General features: G+C 58.2%; 20 protein-coding genes. 6 read left to right on the top strand and 14 right to left on the bottom strand.

Annotated elements, in window-relative coordinates:
* Positions 1-40 precede the first annotated feature (40 nt).
* The 8 genes from IPM61_07500 to ygiD all read right to left on the bottom strand — a co-directional run bounded on the left by IPM61_07500 (position 41) and on the right by ygiD (position 5,355).
* Positions 41-787, bottom strand: a complete 747-nt coding sequence (locus tag IPM61_07500) for a PH domain-containing protein (protein MBK8911161.1) — start codon at positions 785-787, stop codon at positions 41-43.
* Entirely contained in the window at positions 780-1,331 is a 552-nt protein-coding gene (locus IPM61_07495) for a PH domain-containing protein (GenBank protein MBK8911160.1), read from the bottom strand. Before IPM61_07495 ends, IPM61_07500 begins: the two co-directional genes overlap by 8 nt.
* A gap of 80 nt (positions 1,332-1,411) precedes the next feature.
* Positions 1,412-1,837, bottom strand: coding sequence for a ribose 5-phosphate isomerase B (rpiB, locus tag IPM61_07490; GenBank protein ID MBK8911159.1), 426 nt, complete (start codon positions 1,835-1,837; stop codon positions 1,412-1,414).
* Between the two features lie 82 nt (positions 1,838-1,919).
* The gene (locus IPM61_07485; GenBank protein ID MBK8911158.1) at positions 1,920-2,906 is read right to left on the bottom strand and encodes an SDR family NAD(P)-dependent oxidoreductase; all 987 of its coding nucleotides are present in this window, start codon (positions 2,904-2,906) and stop codon (positions 1,920-1,922) included.
* 34 nt (positions 2,907-2,940) lie between these two features.
* Positions 2,941-3,900, bottom strand: a complete 960-nt coding sequence (locus tag IPM61_07480; GenBank protein ID MBK8911157.1) for a HipA domain-containing protein — start codon at positions 3,898-3,900, stop codon at positions 2,941-2,943.
* Positions 3,897-4,235: a HipA N-terminal domain-containing protein gene (locus tag IPM61_07475; GenBank protein ID MBK8911156.1), complete on the bottom strand. Its 339-nt coding sequence runs from the start codon at positions 4,233-4,235 to the stop codon at positions 3,897-3,899. The genes IPM61_07480 and IPM61_07475 overlap by 4 nt, the downstream gene beginning before the upstream one ends.
* A gap of 1 nt (position 4,236) precedes the next feature.
* Positions 4,237-4,458, bottom strand: coding sequence for a helix-turn-helix transcriptional regulator (locus tag IPM61_07470; protein MBK8911155.1), 222 nt, complete (start codon positions 4,456-4,458; stop codon positions 4,237-4,239).
* A 75-nt stretch (positions 4,459-4,533) separates the two neighbouring features.
* A complete protein-coding gene (gene ygiD, locus IPM61_07465) occupies positions 4,534-5,355 on the bottom strand; it encodes a 4,5-DOPA dioxygenase extradiol (GenBank protein ID MBK8911154.1) in 822 nt (273 codons plus the stop codon).
* 328 nt (positions 5,356-5,683) lie between these two features.
* On the opposite strand from ygiD, the gene IPM61_07460 reads away from it, so the two are divergent.
* From IPM61_07460 to IPM61_07445, 4 genes are all read left to right on the top strand, one after another.
* Entirely contained in the window at positions 5,684-6,196 is a 513-nt protein-coding gene (locus tag IPM61_07460; protein MBK8911153.1) for an NADH-quinone oxidoreductase subunit J, read from the top strand.
* Between the two features lie 35 nt (positions 6,197-6,231).
* Complete coding sequence (gene nuoK, locus IPM61_07455; GenBank protein MBK8911152.1) at positions 6,232-6,540, top strand: NADH-quinone oxidoreductase subunit NuoK; 309 nt, start codon at positions 6,232-6,234, stop codon at positions 6,538-6,540.
* A gap of 118 nt (positions 6,541-6,658) precedes the next feature.
* Positions 6,659-7,699, top strand: coding sequence for a flippase-like domain-containing protein (locus tag IPM61_07450; GenBank protein MBK8911151.1), 1,041 nt, complete (start codon positions 6,659-6,661; stop codon positions 7,697-7,699).
* A gap of 18 nt (positions 7,700-7,717) precedes the next feature.
* Positions 7,718-8,206 carry a GAF domain-containing protein gene (locus IPM61_07445; protein ID MBK8911150.1) on the top strand — a complete coding sequence of 163 codons (489 nt, stop codon included), beginning with the start codon at positions 7,718-7,720 and terminating at the stop codon, positions 8,204-8,206.
* A gap of 5 nt (positions 8,207-8,211) precedes the next feature.
* Here IPM61_07445 and IPM61_07440 read toward each other — a convergent pair whose 3' ends face one another.
* From IPM61_07440 to IPM61_07430, 3 genes are all read right to left on the bottom strand, one after another.
* Positions 8,212-8,577 carry a hypothetical protein gene (locus tag IPM61_07440; protein MBK8911149.1) on the bottom strand — a complete coding sequence of 122 codons (366 nt, stop codon included), beginning with the start codon at positions 8,575-8,577 and terminating at the stop codon, positions 8,212-8,214.
* Between the two features lie 61 nt (positions 8,578-8,638).
* On the bottom strand, positions 8,639-9,085 hold the full coding sequence (locus IPM61_07435; protein MBK8911148.1) for a hypothetical protein: 447 nt from the start codon (positions 9,083-9,085) through the stop codon (positions 8,639-8,641).
* Positions 9,069-9,848 (bottom strand): TIGR04255 family protein, encoded by a 780-nt coding sequence (locus IPM61_07430; GenBank protein MBK8911147.1) that lies wholly within the window; start codon positions 9,846-9,848, stop codon positions 9,069-9,071. Before IPM61_07430 ends, IPM61_07435 begins: the two co-directional genes overlap by 17 nt.
* An 83-nt stretch (positions 9,849-9,931) precedes the next feature.
* Here IPM61_07430 and IPM61_07425 point away from each other — a divergent pair, with 83 nt between their 5' ends.
* Together IPM61_07425 and IPM61_07420 are read left to right on the top strand one after the other, a co-directional pair.
* Positions 9,932-10,741: a metallophosphoesterase family protein gene (locus tag IPM61_07425; GenBank protein MBK8911146.1), complete on the top strand. Its 810-nt coding sequence runs from the start codon at positions 9,932-9,934 to the stop codon at positions 10,739-10,741.
* 151 nt (positions 10,742-10,892) lie between these two features.
* Positions 10,893-11,702: a hypothetical protein gene (locus IPM61_07420; GenBank protein MBK8911145.1), complete on the top strand. Its 810-nt coding sequence runs from the start codon at positions 10,893-10,895 to the stop codon at positions 11,700-11,702.
* A 99-nt stretch (positions 11,703-11,801) separates the two neighbouring features.
* Here IPM61_07420 and IPM61_07415 read toward each other — a convergent pair whose 3' ends face one another.
* From IPM61_07415 to IPM61_07405, 3 genes are all read right to left on the bottom strand, one after another.
* A complete protein-coding gene (locus tag IPM61_07415; protein ID MBK8911144.1) occupies positions 11,802-12,773 on the bottom strand; it encodes a hypothetical protein in 972 nt (323 codons plus the stop codon).
* Positions 12,774-12,817: 44 nt separating this feature from the next.
* Positions 12,818-14,461, bottom strand: a complete 1,644-nt coding sequence (gene pgi / locus IPM61_07410; GenBank protein ID MBK8911143.1) for a glucose-6-phosphate isomerase — start codon at positions 14,459-14,461, stop codon at positions 12,818-12,820.
* Between the two features lie 136 nt (positions 14,462-14,597).
* A complete protein-coding gene (locus tag IPM61_07405; GenBank protein MBK8911142.1) occupies positions 14,598-15,329 on the bottom strand; it encodes a hypothetical protein in 732 nt (243 codons plus the stop codon).
* Between the last annotated feature and the right edge of the window lie 16 nt (positions 15,330-15,345).

The following is a 15,345-nucleotide window of genomic DNA, read 5'->3' as shown; positions in this document are numbered from 1 at the left end:
GGGTCTTCAGCGAAAAAAGTACCCTACAGAGAAGGGATAGTTACTTCCCAGGGAGCACTCCCTTTTCCGGTAAGATTCCTGCTTGCCCCACCCCTTTCACCTCCTCCAATATCTCCGCCAACAACGCTTTGCTTCTTGCTGATTCCAGGGCTGGCGGGGCGTGGTGGTGGCGATGGCCGTCGTCGGGGTCGCCAAGCCCGGCGGTGCGGTGGCGGCGGAGCAACTCCAAAATAAGGTCGCGCAACTCCTCCGGGTTTTTTATGCCACGCAGCACCGCCCGGTGCGGCACGGCTTGCCCCTCCTGCGTTTTTCCCCCGCCCCCGGCGGTGTCAATCTGGATGTTCGCAAAGCCGAACCACCGCTGCAACGGCCCTTGCGTAACGCGGACGTTTTGGGCGTTGGCAAACGTCAGCGTGATCTCGCGCAGGGTCCACACCCCTTCGCGGATCAGCAGGCTGCGGTCGGTGATGATATACCAGCGGACATCGTACTCAATCCGCGTGGCAATGTACAGGATGCTGATTTTCGCAACCGCCAGCAGGGCCAACGGGATGTCAATCCACCACAAGGCCGGAACCGCTATCGTTGTGGCGATTGTCCCGGCAATCAACCCAACCAGCAGCAGGGCCGATGTGGCCATCCATCCGAACAACCGATACCGCAGATATTCCGGGGCGGCGCGTTCCACACGAAGGAACTCATGGGGATCGTAGCCGGCCGGTGGATTCGGCTGCCCCAACTCAACTTTCAACAGCGGAAAGAAGAGACGCTTCAGGAACTCAACCATGCTGTTTCCCTCCCTCCCCAATCGCCAGCCGGATTCCCCGCAGTTCGTCGCGAATGGCGGCCAACGCCTTTTCGGTGGTTGTTGCTGGTTCGGTTTCTGCGGCTGGGAGGGATTGATTTTGCAGCGTGTGCCCGCGCATCCGTGCGTACAGGAAGTTCCGAACCTCGTTGAATTGGCGGATGCCGGTGATCTCTTCCTCGGCGCTGGCACTCCCCGATGCCGTTTGGATTTTCACCGTCCCAATCCCAAGCCAACGCTCGAACAAATTGCGGGTGACGTGGATGTCCTGGATGCGGGCGTAAGTAAGGTACGACTCGCGCCGCCACAGCAGCCCATAACTGACCGCCAACCCTTCGTTATCGAACCGGTAGCGAAGGGTGCGGAAACGGAAATAGAGATAGGGCATCGTCACGGGGAAGGCCACTGCCGAGGCAATGGCGTAGATGATGAACAACGGCAGCAGGTTGTTATCGGGGCGGGTTAGCGCAAAGATCATTGCGTCGTCAACCGGCGCAAGGTGTGCATCGTCGTCGTGGTGGTGCATGGTCGGTCAGCAATTATTGATGTTCGTATGGCCTTGCGGAAGTCTCCAATTTCATGGCGTGGCTCCCTTACTCTATCTGTTCACTCAATCTGCTCAATCCTGCGTTGATGCCGCCCGGCCTCGAAGTGGGCGTTCAGCCAGGAGTCCACAATCTGGATTGCGGTTTCGGGGTCCATCATCCGTTGCCCCAGCGAGATCACGTTGGCGTTGTTGTGGGCGCGTGCCAGCCGTGCCGACTCCGCATTCCAACAAACCCCGCAGCGGATTCCCCGAACCTTGTTCGCCACAATCGCCTCGCCGTTTCCCGATCCCCCCAAAATAATTCCGCAATCGCACTTCCCACTGGCCACCGATTCGGCGGCTGGGCGGATGAATTGTGGGTAATCCACCGGCTGCTCCGAATCGGTTCCGAAATCAACAACGGTGTGGCCCAACGCCGCCAAGTGGCGGCCAATCAATGACTTGTAGCGGAACCCCGCGTGGTCGGAAGCAAGAGCAATCGTCATCTGGTTCGCGGCAAAAAAGTTTGTGTGATTATGGTCCGGTTGCTGCGTCGGGCTTGCCTCTCTTCCCCCCTTCTCCCCCTCCCTACCACTCCATTCCTCGGAAGGCCGTGGTAAACTCGTTGTGGCGAAGCACCATGGTTTCTCGCATGGCCGCAAGATCGGGGTTTTGGCTTGTGGCGAAGTAGCGTCCAAAATCGGGCGTGCGGCCATCAACGTCGGCGAAGCCATACTCCCGCGCAAGGCTCCAGGAGCTGAACACCTGCCCGGTTTTGCTCAGGATGTTGGGGTCCGCTGCCAGGGCGGCAATGCCCCGGCCCACGTAGTTCGGGGTTTCGGACATGATGAAATGGGGATCAACCGCGGCCCCTTCTTCCCAGTTCTGCTCGGTAACTCCAAAATGCTCCAGCATGGCTTCGGACCGGAGGAACCCCGGGGTGACGGCAACCGCTGCAACGCCGTGCGGGCGAAGCTCCTGCGCCATGGTAAACGCCAACCGGATGACGGAGGATTTCACAAGATCGTAGAAAAGATTTCCCCACGGCATCATGTAGGAGAAGTTCATGGCATCGGTGATCTCCACAATCAATCCAGATTGTGCTTCCACCATCAGCGGCGCGCCGTGGCGCGAGGTGATGATGTGGGAATGAATGCCCCGTTGCAGAACCGTCAGCCCTTTCTCCATGTTCAATTCCCAGAACGGTTTTCCCGTTTCAATCAAGGCATCGCCCCCCCAGACATCGTTAATCAGGATGTCCAATTTCCCCTGCTCGGCACGGACGCGTTGGAACAGTCGCTCCACCTGTTGTTCGTCGGTGTGGTCCGTTTGCACGGGGATTCCAATGCCGCCTAACTCGGTCACCATCTCGGCAGTTTCCTCGATGGTTTCGGAGCGGTGGTCAAGGGAGAATGGGGAGGTGTCGGCGGTGCGTGGCTGCACGATTTTTTGGCGAGTGCTTCGCCCGGTGCAGTAGACGGTTGCGCCGGCTTCGCCTAACATTCGTGCAATTCCCCGCCCCGCGCCACGGGTTGCGCCGGCAACAACGGCAATGCTGTTGGCAAGTGGTTTCATGGTGATGAAGTAAATGTGGATGAGTAATGGCTGATTATTTCCCAATCCCAAAGCGGTGCGCTCGTTCTTGGATCAACTCTATCAACTCTGTCTGCATTGCTGCTGGGACAAAGCTGCGCTGGATACATTCTTCCCAACGCGGAAGCGCACCAGCAAATGTTGTGTAGATCTGATTGGCTTGTTGCGGGCGAATGGTAAGGTGGTGGAAGAATGCATCAACATCACCGCGTGTTATTCGCCGTTTTTTGCCATTCAGTGTCAGTGCAATTTCTTCGGTGTCGCTTGGCATCACGATTGCCGTGGCAACAAGGTCGTAGGCGGGGGAAAGGATGTTCCCAATCCCCGGCTGGCGAATCAACGACACGTTCTTCAGGTGCATATCGGCATTGCCGGTAAGGAGCACAAACAGCATCAATTCGCAGAAATTGACAAGGTCTAGGCCGGGCGTGGCAGAGTGCTTCTGGATTGCGCGTCCAATTTGCTCGTAGGAGCCACGATATTTGTGCTCGGTAAGCCGCCCGGTAATCTGGCACATATCTTCAAGATGGAGTTTCCCCCCTTGCTTTCCATTTCGGTCAATCCGCCGCGTGACGTAGCACAAACTGCCCGATGCCATCCGGAGCAGACCGTGAGGAACCGTCCGAATCCCTGCAATGGAAGCAAGGTGCATGGTAAGGTCCTCTAGCTCCGGCAAATGTGAATACTGCGGGGTTGGCGGTTTCAGGATAAACCCTCCCCACACACCAACAATGGTCATTCGCGAAGGGATGGTGGCTCTGCCGGAAAACTGCAAATCGGCAGAGAGCTTGGGCTGCACCCCAGTTAGGCCAATGCGATGCTGTATTACCTGACGCCCCAAACCAAGCAGATCGGACTCGTCATAAGGGAGTTGCGGAGGAAGAGGTTCATGGAACAATGCACGGCTGCACGCCGGGTGATACTCTTCCTGACCCGATTCCAGCGGCAAATAGCACCCCAGACAACGCTTGTTCACGGAGCCTCCATTGCTTGATCGGGAACAACGCTTACTGCCCCAATGCAATCGCGGCAGCAGGCCAGTAACAGCCCCATTCGGTCGCGGGCGTTCAGCTTCCAGTTTTGCTCGGCAATCTGCAGCATCCACCCTTCAGGGATCAGCCCATCGAAGAAGGGAAAAAGCCTATCACCGTGGTAGCCTTCATCCGACAGTGGCAACGTTACGCTGATTGGTTCGGGCTTGGGGTCAAGAGCAGAAAGATACTCCGCTAGGTAGCTAAAATGATACCCTTCCTCATCTTCAATCAATCGCCCTGCCAGACGGTCGTGCATCATTATCATCGCGCTCCTCACGCTACCCCTCCTCTCGCTTCATCGGCACCGGACCGACGGTGTGGCCGAACATCTGCAGCACCTCGTTGACCTTGTCCAGGCGAAGCGTCCCCTTCCCTTGCTCAAGCTCCCGAACAAAGCGCAAGCCCACCCCTGCCTTTGCTGCAAGCTGAACCTGCGTCAGCTTCAGCAGCTTCCGCCGCTGGCGAATAAACGCCCCAATGATGTTTGATTCCGATTTCATAATTGCACCCGATCAGGTATGAATATACCGTTGGGAGCGGGAATTATACCCGATCAGGTAAAATTCATCCCGCCCTCACCCCACCTTTACTGAGGTCATCGAGATTGCGCCCATCATGGTTTTGTCGTTGAAGAAGGTCAGCGGCTCGTCGGTTTGCTGCAGGCCCAGCACGTAGAGAAGCGGCAGGTAGTGCTCCATTGTTGGCACGGCAAGCGTGGCGGCGGTGCCAAGCGAGCGGTAATCTATCACCCCTTTGTGGTCCCCCTCGGCAATTCGCTTTTTCAGCGTTTCGTTGATCTCAATCGCCCAATCGTATCCCTGCGGGCTGCGGAAGCTGGCCATTCGCAAGTTGTGGACCATGTTGCCGCTTCCAAGAATCAGCACCCCTTTTTTGCGAAGCGCGGCAAGCTCCGCCGCCAGGGCGTAGTGCCATTCCGGAGGGCGGGTGTGGTCCAGGCTCAGTTGCAGCACGGGGATGTCGGCATCGGGGAACATCGGGCGGATAACGCTCCAGCAACCGTGGTCCAGCCCCCATTGCTGGTCCAAACCAACGGTGGTGCTGCTTACCAGCGATGCCGTGTGTTCGGCCAGTGCGGGATCGCCCGGGGCGGGATATTGAACGTCGAACAATGCCTGCGGGAATCCGCCAAAATCGTGGATGGTTTTCGGCTTCTCCATTGCCGTCACCCAGGTCCCTTCCGTTTCCCAGTGGGCCGATACGCAAAGTATGGCGCGCGGGCGGGGAAGCTCCTTCCCAAGTCGCCCCCACTCCTTGTGGAATTCATTCTGTTCGATGGCGTTCATTGGCGATCCGTGGCCAACGAACAGCAGTGGCATCCGTTGCCCATCCTCGGAAAGGTCATCGGACCAACGGCGGAAACCTGAAAGTGTCAGCATGGAAGCTCCGGTTGTGGCAAGTAGCGATGATGCAAGAAACGTGCGACGATTCATGGCCGCTGAAGACGGCAAACGCCGGGAAGGATTGCCGCCCCCGGCTTTGCACCAAGCAAACGTGGAAGAATCGGCCCAGCCCTGGCCCGACTGTTACACCCTGTTCACTCCGATTGCTGCTTCATTCCGTTCCTTTGGTTCTTCGGGGTCGCTTCGGTATGTTTGCCAGCCGTTGTTGCGGTTGGTGGCGGTGATCTTTCACACAACAGAAACCCAAGCCGCAACGCCTGGCATTCGCACGACGCACTTCGCTGATGGACCTTCCGATCTTCCTATGAGCCTTGACCTAACCTTTTTCATCATTCTGGCCACGATGGCGGCGGTAAGTGCCCTCATGGTCATTATGCGCAAGAACCCAATCTCGTCGGCCCTGAGCCTTGTGCTCCATTTCGTCTCGCTGGCGGGGCTGTACCTTACCCTTCATGCCCAATTCATGGCGGTTATCCAGATGCTGGTGTATGCTGGGGCAATCATGGTGCTGGTGGTGTTCGTTATCATGTTGCTCCATTTGCAGCGTGAGGAAAAAATGGCGGTTCGCCAGTCGGCGCGGGCGGCCATTGGAATCGGGGCAACGATGGTGCTGGGCGCGGTGCTGATCTACGGCCTGACGCAGGTGATGCGCCCGGTGGCCGCCGGAAGCCCGCAAGCAATGGCCAACGGGGAGATTGCTGCGGTTGGGAAAGCACTCTTTTCCACGGCGTATGTTTTTCCGTTCGAGATGGTTTCGCTGGTGCTGCTGGCCGCTGCGGTCGGGTCGGTGGTGCTAACCAAACGGAATCTGAAGTAACCCGCGCTGAACCAATCCAAACGTAGAGAACTGTCATGCTGACCCTTCCAATAGAATACTACCTGACGCTCAGCGCGGTGATCTTTATCATCGGCATCATCGGCGTGCTGACCCGCCGCAACGCCATTATCATCTTCATGTGCATCGAGCTGATGCTGAACTCCGTCAACCTGACGCTGGTGGCGTTCAGCCAACACATGGGGGATATGGCCGGGCAGATCATGGTGCTGCTGGTGATGACCGTGGCCGCTGCCGAGGCCGCCGTTGGCTTGGCGATTGTGCTTGCGCTGTTCCGCAACAAACAGACGGTGTACGTTGATGAAGTCAACGTGCTGAAGTGGTGATCGCTTCGGCCGCCGCCGCAAGCCCTGCGCCACGCCGCACACCTTGAACAATGCAAAAGGGGATCAGACCTACCGTCTTCCCCTTTTTTGCGTTTTACTATCCGACTCCAACAACCACATGGCTTCCTCCACCAAAACCCGACATCTGCTGAACCTTGCTGTTGTTCTGGCAATCCTTGCTGCGTCGCTTTGGTTCGCGCTGCGGGGGGTGGAGTGGGGGGAACTGTGGGGGAACATCGCCCGCATCAACCTTCTGTGGATTCTTGTTAGCGTTGCCGTCACCATCAGCTCCCATTTCATCCGTGCCGAACGTTGGCGGATTCTGATTCCTGAAGGGAACACGGTGGGAAGATTCAACGCCTTCTCGGCAACGGTGATCGGCTACATGATGAACAACATCATTCCGCGCTCCGGCGAAGTGATTCGCCCCTGGGTGCTGGCACGGCGCGAGCAACGCCCCTTCAGCCGGCTGCTTGCAACGGTGCTGGTGGAACGCATCCTTGACGGGCTTGCGCTGCTGCTGATCTTCCTGCTGCTGCTGGTTGTTTCCCGCCAACAGTTGGAGAATCTGCTTCCCGGCTACACCGCCACCGGAATCCTTCTCACCCTTTCCATCCCGATTCTTGGGCTGATTATCCTGGTGGCGCTGGCGGTGAAGACCACGCTGGGGACAACCATGGTTGCATGGCTGTGCCGCCGGTTCCCCGGCAAACTGACGGCGAAGCTGCAGGAGATATTCCAGGAGTTCCGTTCCGGCGTGAACTTCAGCGGCGCGCGCGGCGGGATCATGATCTTGTTGTGGTCGCTTCTGCTTTGGGTCTTCTATGCGTTCTCCATCTACTTTGGCTTCCTTGCTTTTGGCTACGACCAACGCTACGGGCTGGGAATGGGGGCAATGGTGACAACGTTGGCCATCACCACGGTGGGCATCACGATTGCCCCAACACCCGGGGCGTTTGGGGTCTATCACCTGTTTTGCCGCACCGCGCTGGTGACGCTCTATGCCGTGGGTGAGTCGGACGCGGTCTCCTTTGCCTTGGTGATGCACGCCGCGCCATATTTGGGGACGATTCTGATCGGCGCGCTGCTGATGCTGCGCGAAGGGATCAGCTTTGGGGAAGCCACCCAACACACCAGCCGCGACACAGCCAACGGATAACCGACTAAGCAAACAATCATGGTGGAATTACACGCTATCCACGCCGAATCCAAAACGGAGTTGTACACCCTGCTTGCCCAGCAGCTGCGGGCATTGCTTGAGGGGGAGCGGAACCTTGTGGCGAACGCCGCAAACGCCGCCGCGCTTCTGTTCCACACGCTGCCGGATCTGAACTGGGCAGGATTCTATTTTCTTGATGATGGCGAGTTAGTGCTGGGGCCGTTCCAGGGGAAGCCGGCGTGCGTTCGCATCCCGCTTGGGCGGGGCGTTTGCGGAACCGCTGCCGCCGAACAGAGAAGCCAAGTGGTGGCGGATGTTTATCAATTCCCGGGCCACATTGCTTGCGATGCCGATAGCCGTTCGGAGCTTGTGGTTCCGGTCATCAACCATGGGGAACTGCTTGGGGTGCTTGATCTGGACAGCCCCCACACCGGGCGATTCGACGACGACGACCGCGCCGGGCTGGAGCAGATTGTTGGGGTGTTTGTTGCGGCGTTATCGTCGTAGGGGGCTTATCGCCGATTTGGCGAGCCGGGGTCGGGGACAGGCGTGGCGGATTGCGCCAATTGCCGCGATATCCCGTCGGTGAAGTTCCCCGTTATCAGCGCATGGGCGGCGTTGTCGGGAAGGGGATCGGGAAGGCAGTGAAGCCCCAGGTTTCGGGGGCACGAAGCGGGCAGGCTGTACAAGCGGAATCGGGACCGATCCAGCACCGAGGCCTCATACGTCGTAAGCCGTTCAACATCTACCGACAACCCGTTCTCCCCTTTCCGCAGCTTGAATGCAAACGAAGTAATTGACCCATCGGCTTTGATGTAGCTGGGGTTGGTAAACGGGACGCGGCGCAGCAGGTTGTCGGTATCGTCAATGGCATTCAACAGAAAATATCTGGCAAGAGAGTCTCGATTCAGAATGATGCCGACGAATGGTTAGCGGCCCTTACGTCCGAAGCAGTTCATGCACCCCATGCAGGGTAGCGGATTCATAGTCAAGTTCCCCGTTCTTGAACCTTTTGTATTCCCCCCGCCCCTCCTCATCAAAGTAGATTTCAACCGAGCATTCGCCAAGCCGTAGCTCCACAACAATTTCGCCGTTGGGTCCCGGCGCAACGAAGTACACACCCCTTCCGGCTTTGTCCAATTGCTTCACAAGATTGATTGCCTTGCTGATAGCTTTTTCGGAAGGTTTGGCGGCTCCGTAGCTATCCCAATTTTCTTCCAGTTGGCGGAACGAATGGAGGGATTCGATCACCTTCCATGCGTTGCCGGAAATCGTTTCTTTATGGATGGTGGCGCTATCCATCCAGCCCTGCCGCACTTGGCCGTGATAGGCCGAAGAAACCGAGTGAGGATTGCGCAACTCCCCGATGCTAAAGGAAGGATTCATAAAGTTCTCCCTGGGTCATATTCTTGAAAAGATTGCTTGCTGTGGCGTGGGCGTACTGGCACCATTCCATCACGGAATCCACAACGTGCGGCGTCCCCTCCCAGGATTCGCATTGGTTTCGGTGGACGGCGGTGTGCCACATCAATGCAGGGTTTCCGGTACGGTTGTTGGTCGCGCTTTGGATGGAGCAACGGAGCGTTGAATCGTGATCGAGCTGGTATCCAAAATCCACCTTAACGTCGGCAAGCTCCTGCTGATCGTGTATTCCAAATTGAAGGTTCACCCGCAGCTTCTGCAAGTGGTGTAAAAAATCCGCAGCATCGGGGAGGTCAATCGCATCAATGTACAGGAGCTTCACCTCCGCCAACGTTGGCGTGTTCTTGTAGCTTTCCATCAGCTGATCCAACGTTTGCCGGATCAGCGGGCAAAAACTCCGTTCCCATTCATACCCCTTTCCATCCTCGTTTACGGTGATGATGCACGGACCGAACTGAACAAGCGGGAACTCATCCTGGGCGTGCCAGAACTGATGGACAATTTGATCGGTAAGGAAGGAGGTCGGTACTTGATCCGGCACGATGCGGCGGTGGAAATGGAAACCATGCCGCTCCAATCGCTCCGATAATCTTCCCTGGGCCAGCTCAAATCCTGTGTCGTAGGAAGGGCGCGATTGCTTGCTGACATCAGGCTTCCAACGCGCCTCGAACACCACCTCCTGCAACGGAGGTTTCTGAAGTTTTGAAGGATGTTGGCTGTTGTTCATTGCGGGCAAATATAGCCACAAACCAAGCTGTTGCACCAGGATAACGCAGGTCCCTTTCTGTGCCAATACGGCTGTGGCCAGCAATGCCGCCCACAAGGCTTCCGGCAAGTTCGCCCGGCGCGGTGAACGCTCGCCGAACCAAGCATCGAACATATTTTCGCGCCCATGAAACTCATCATCTTCACCGATACCCACGCCAACTTGCCGGCTACCTGCAGGCGGTGCTGGGGGTGGCCGCGCGTGAGGGGTACGACGAGATCATCCACACCGGCGACGCGCTCTGCATTGGTCCGCAGCCCTCCGAATGCCTGGACCTTCTGTTGCGCACCCCGCGACTTACCTGCCTGATGGGAAACCACGATTACTACTTCGCCCACGGCATCCCCACCCCACCGCCGGCGTGGATGAGCTTGCCGGAGCTTCAGCACAAGCAATGGACCTACGCCCAGATTTCCCCCACGCTGCGCCGCGACGTTGCCGCCTGGCAATGGACCGCCCACCGCGAAGTTGCAGGGGAGCGGCTTGCATTCCTTCATTACGCTTTGCGGCGTAACGGAATCGGCTTCCGAAGGATCATACACCAACCAACGGCTGATGAACTGGACCGGTTGTTCGAAGGGGTGCAGGGTGAGGTGGTCTTCTACGGCCACCACCATCCCAGCGACGACCAACGCGGGCGGGCGCGGTATATCAACCCCGGGTCGTTGGGTTGCCACCGCCATGCCGTTGCGCGGTTTGCCGTGGCGGAAGCCGTTGGCGGGACCTGCCGGATCACGCTTCGCCAGGTTCCTTACGACGACACTTCCCTGTTCCAAGCCTTCGGCCAGCGCAACATTCCCGAAGCGGCCTTCATGCAAAAGGTCTTTTTCGGCGGGCGCAACGGCGGCGGGTGATGTTTCCGCAAGGGGTGACGTTATCAAGCTGTGCTGAATGGTGCTTCGGCAAAAGGTGCAAGCGTATATTTGCCCCTTCGTTGGTTAGCCTTCCCGCATCCGCAAGCAAGCGCAAGCCCTCTTTTCCCAAACTCTTCCAACAACCTTACCGATGACCGATCGCTTTTTTACACGACTTGCCGGGGCAACGGCGGGGATCATTTTGGCCGCCACGCCGTGCGCGTTTGGCCAGTCCTCCGACCCATCGGAGTTCATCACCGAGTTCCCACGAATGGGGATTGAGGTTGGCTTGCCGATCGCCTCGCAAAGCGGAACCTACGCGGTGGGATGCGGCGTGTTCAACGAAGGGTCGGACCTGGGGTTGTTCCTTGCCGGAGCCTACGATTACCCCCTTACCCGGCGCGAGGGGTTTCGGCTGGAAGGGCTTGCGGGCTTCCATTTGCGGACGCTGAACAGCAGCTACGACTCGGCCGAGGCCACCACAATCCGCACCGGGGCCAATCAGTTCATCGCCCGGGATGTCACCTACTCCAATTTGGGGGATGCCAGTTTTATTCAGTTCTCGTTGCTTCCTTCGGTCAAATACTATCCCTTCCGTGCCTTCTACGTTGGGGCGGGGATTGGCCTGAACCTTACCTTCAGCGCCAGCACTTCCTACTCCAAGCAGATCGTCACGAAGGTCGTGACCGACAACACTGGGAAAGCCACCGAGGTCTTCTATCCCCAAGGAGAAACGGACGACCCCTACACGAAGGAATATCCATCGGAAGACCCCGAGAACGTTGCCGGAGTGGTGTTCGATGGAATGGTCTATGCGGGCTACGAATTCACCATCTACAAACGCCTGAAGGTTGGTCCACGCGTGGCATATCTGCTGCCGCTAACCGCAACCATCACCGACCCAGAACTGAAACTGAGCGCGATTGTCGCGACCCTGGGGGTGCGCTACTCGCTGCAGTAGCAGGCGCGCCGAAATAGAAACGAAAAAGGGAGCCAATCGCTGCGTTGCGATCGGCTCCCTTTCTGTTTGTACTCCATTGCCATCCCTCTATCGCCAGCGTTATGGGCGATTTCTTGCGGGGTAGTTGTGCCGTTGCTCCTCCGGTATTCCGTCGAACGGATCCGGCGGCGGGTCCATCACCACGTTGGGGAAAAGTTTGGTTTCGTAGCCGTCGAAATCGCGCGCCCACTCCTTGTGGTGATAGACGCAAACCGGCAAACAGGCCGAGCAGTAGTAATGCTTGGCGAAGTACGGGAAACAGCGCCCGGTGTCAACCTTATAGCGATCGTTCCCCAAGTGATCTTTCCCCGCTTCGGGGCTGCGGTGGTCGGGGATTGCGTTGGCGGGGCAGTAGATGCGGCAGGCGCGGCACTTGTCGCAGAATGCCGCAATGCCGGCATCAATCGGGCTGTCGGTGGCCATCGGAAGCGTGGTGGCGATGCTCCCCATGCGGAACAGCGGCCCAAGCCTGGGGTGAATCACCGAGCCATGCCTTCCAAGCTCACCAAACCCGGCCTTTAAGGCTATCGGGATATGGAGCAAATTGCTGTCGCCGATTGGATGCTCCACGTTGCAACCGTAGCCGATGCTTCGGATATACTCCGCCAGCTGGATCACCGTTTCCCCCAGGTCGTAGTAAATCCGCATGCACTCAATCGCGGCCTCGCGGGAAGGGACCGTCTGGAATGCGCGCCACCGCATCCGTTTGGCCAACGCAATGGCGTGCGTTTCGCTGATGCTGCGACCACGGTATAAATCGCTTGGCTCAATCAAGCAAACCCCAACAGCGTCGGCCCCGAACTCCGTTGCCTTCTCCTTGATATGCGCCGCGGCCTCCTCCGGCGAACCAAATTCCTGGCGAACCGCGGCCACCGGCCCCTCGCAACGCGGGTACTGCTCGGTCTGGATTTTGTGCAGATACTCCTGCACCTCCGGCACGTGAATCGTCCGCCCGCCAACGCCAGCATACCATTCATCCCAGCGGAATGCCGGGGGGGAATCGGAAGCGGAAAGGATAGGAAGTTCAAGCATAGAAATTGAAGATGGAGTTGGAAATGGAGTTGCCCGTTTGTTGCTTACCACGTGCCGTTGATGACCAGCTCAATCAGCCCGTTGGTGGAAGCGTCGTGGGCGGCGGAAGGCGCGGCGGACCGCAGCTCGCGAAGGATTGTTCCGGCAAGCTGCTTCCCAAGCTCCACCCCCCATTGGTCAAAGGAGTTGATGTTCCAGATAATCCCCTGCGTGAAAATTTTGTGCTCGTACATCGCCACCAGCATCCCCAACGTGTGGGGCGTTAGGCGGCGTATCAGGATGCTGTTGGTGGGGCGGTTCCCCGGGAAAACTTTGTGCGGCAGCAATTCCTCAATCCGCTGGGCCGGGGTTCCGCTGGCCTGCAACTCTGCGCGCGCTTCTTCGGCTGTTTTCCCCCGCATCAGTGCCTCGGTCTGTGCCAAAAAATTGGCCATCAGCATCTGGTGATGCTCCCCCGCTGGGTTCAGCGTCTGGATAGCAGCGATAAAATCCGCCGGAATCAACTTGGTCCCCTGGTGGATCAGTTGGTAGAATGCGTGCTGCCCGTTGGTGCCTGGCTCACCCCAAATAATTGGGCCGGTGGAGTACTCCACGCGGTTCCCTTCGCGGTCCACCCCCTTGCCGTTGCTCTCCATATCCCCTTGCTGGAAATATGCCGGGAAGCGGTGCAGATATTGGTCGTACGGCAGAATCGCGTGCGACTCGGCCCCGAAAAAATTGTTGTACCACACCCCCAGCAATCCCAGCACCACGGGAATATTCTGGTGGAGCGGCGCGGTGCGGAAATGCTCGTCCATCTGGTGCGCCCCCTCCAGAAGCTGCGTGAACCCATCCATCCCAACCGACAAGGCGATGGATAATCCAATCGCCGACCAGAGTGAGTACCGCCCGCCAACCCAATCCCAGAATTCGAACATATTGGCAACATCAATCCCGAATTTTTCCACCTCGGCTCCGTTGGTGGAAAGGGCCACGAAATGCCGCGCCACCGCAGCCCGGTCCCCCGCCGATTGCAGGAACCAATCGCGCGCCGTGTGGGCGTTGGCCAGCGTCTCCTGCGTGGTGAAGGTCTTGCTGGCAATGATGAACAACGTCCGCTCTGGGCGCAACTGCTTCAGCGTCTCGGCAATGTGGGTCCCGTCCACGTTGCTGACAAAATGGAGGCGAAGGCTTGGCAATGCGTAATGCTTCAGTGCCTCGGTCACCATCACCGGCCCAAGGTCGGACCCCCCAATTCCGATGTTCACCACGTCGGTGATGGTTTCGCCGGTCCACCCTTTCCACTGGCCGCTCCGCACCGATTCGGTGAAACTGCGCATCTGCTCCAGCACGCGGTTCACCTGTGGCATCACATCGGCTCCGTCCACCATGATTGGGCGGTTGGAGCGGTTGCGAAGCGCAGTGTGGAGCACCGCCCGCCCTTCGGTGATGTTGATCTTTTGGCCGGTGAACATCCGCTCAATCCATTCGGGAAGGTCGCGCTGGCGGGCAAGCTCCAGCAGCAACTCCATCGTCCGCTGGGTGATGCGGTTTTTGGAGTAATCCAAAAAGAGATCGCCATGGGAAAGGGTGAATCGGGGGAACCGCGACGGGTCCTCCGCAAACAGTTGGCGCATGGGAACGTCGCGCAGTTCGGCATGGTGGCTGGCAAGCGCCTGCCAAGCAGCGGAAGAGGATGGCGTGGACATAACGATTGGAGCCTTAGCAGAAAGCAATGGAAGGGGAAATCTTCCTGGCAAACGGTCCTGAGGCTTCGGGCCGTTTGCCAGGAAGGATGGAAAGGATCAAGCACCAGCAAGCGATGGAGTTCAGCGGAAGCCGGAACTATTTATCGCCCTCATCATCATCGCCCAACGAACGGCTGCCGAACAAAATGGCAGCGCCCACTTGAAGGTAGCGCATCCCTTGCTCGCCATCATCCTGGGTGAACAGGTTTGCAAGGTTGTAGCGTGCGCCAACATCAATCGTCACCTCGCCCAGGGCAATGTCAATGCCTGCGCTCAATGCCGCGCCGAACTCGTTCTCCCCCGCCGCAGCGTTGTTGATGGTGACGCTGTTGAGCTTGTCGGACCCGCTCACGAAGGCGTAGGTCCGGTTGACAAAGGTGTAGGAAAGCTGCGCGCCGGCATAGGGGATAATGACTTTGGACGGGAAGGTAAACTGCACCCCGGCATTCAGCGGAACAAGGGTGGTGCCAACCTCGAACGTCGCCTGGGCAGTGCTGTCGGGGTTTACGGCAAGGTCGGTCAGGACAACATCTTTGTTTTGGAAGTAGGTGTAGCTAAGGTCCCCCGTAATCTGCATCACCTTCCCCACCGGAAGGCGGCCACGGACCGTGCCGTACACTCCAATCGTTCCGGAAACATCGCCCACGGCGATGCTATCCTTCGCAAGCAAATCAGCCAACGAACCTCTGGCTTGCTGGACGTTGTCGCCAACCGCGGCCAGGCCGGCCCCAAGCCCAATCTGGGCCGATGCTGCCGAAGCGGTCACGGCAATTCCAACGGCGGTTCCCATCAGGCGTGCGAAAACGTTGCTCATGTTCATCATCATCATGTGAATCTCTGGTTTG

This window comes from Chlorobiota bacterium, from assembly GCA_016710285.1.
Taxonomy (GTDB): Bacteria; Bacteroidota; Ignavibacteria; order OLB7; family OLB7; genus OLB7.
Note: the sequence above shows the minus strand (reverse complement) of the source record. Positions and strands in the feature narration are given on the sequence as shown.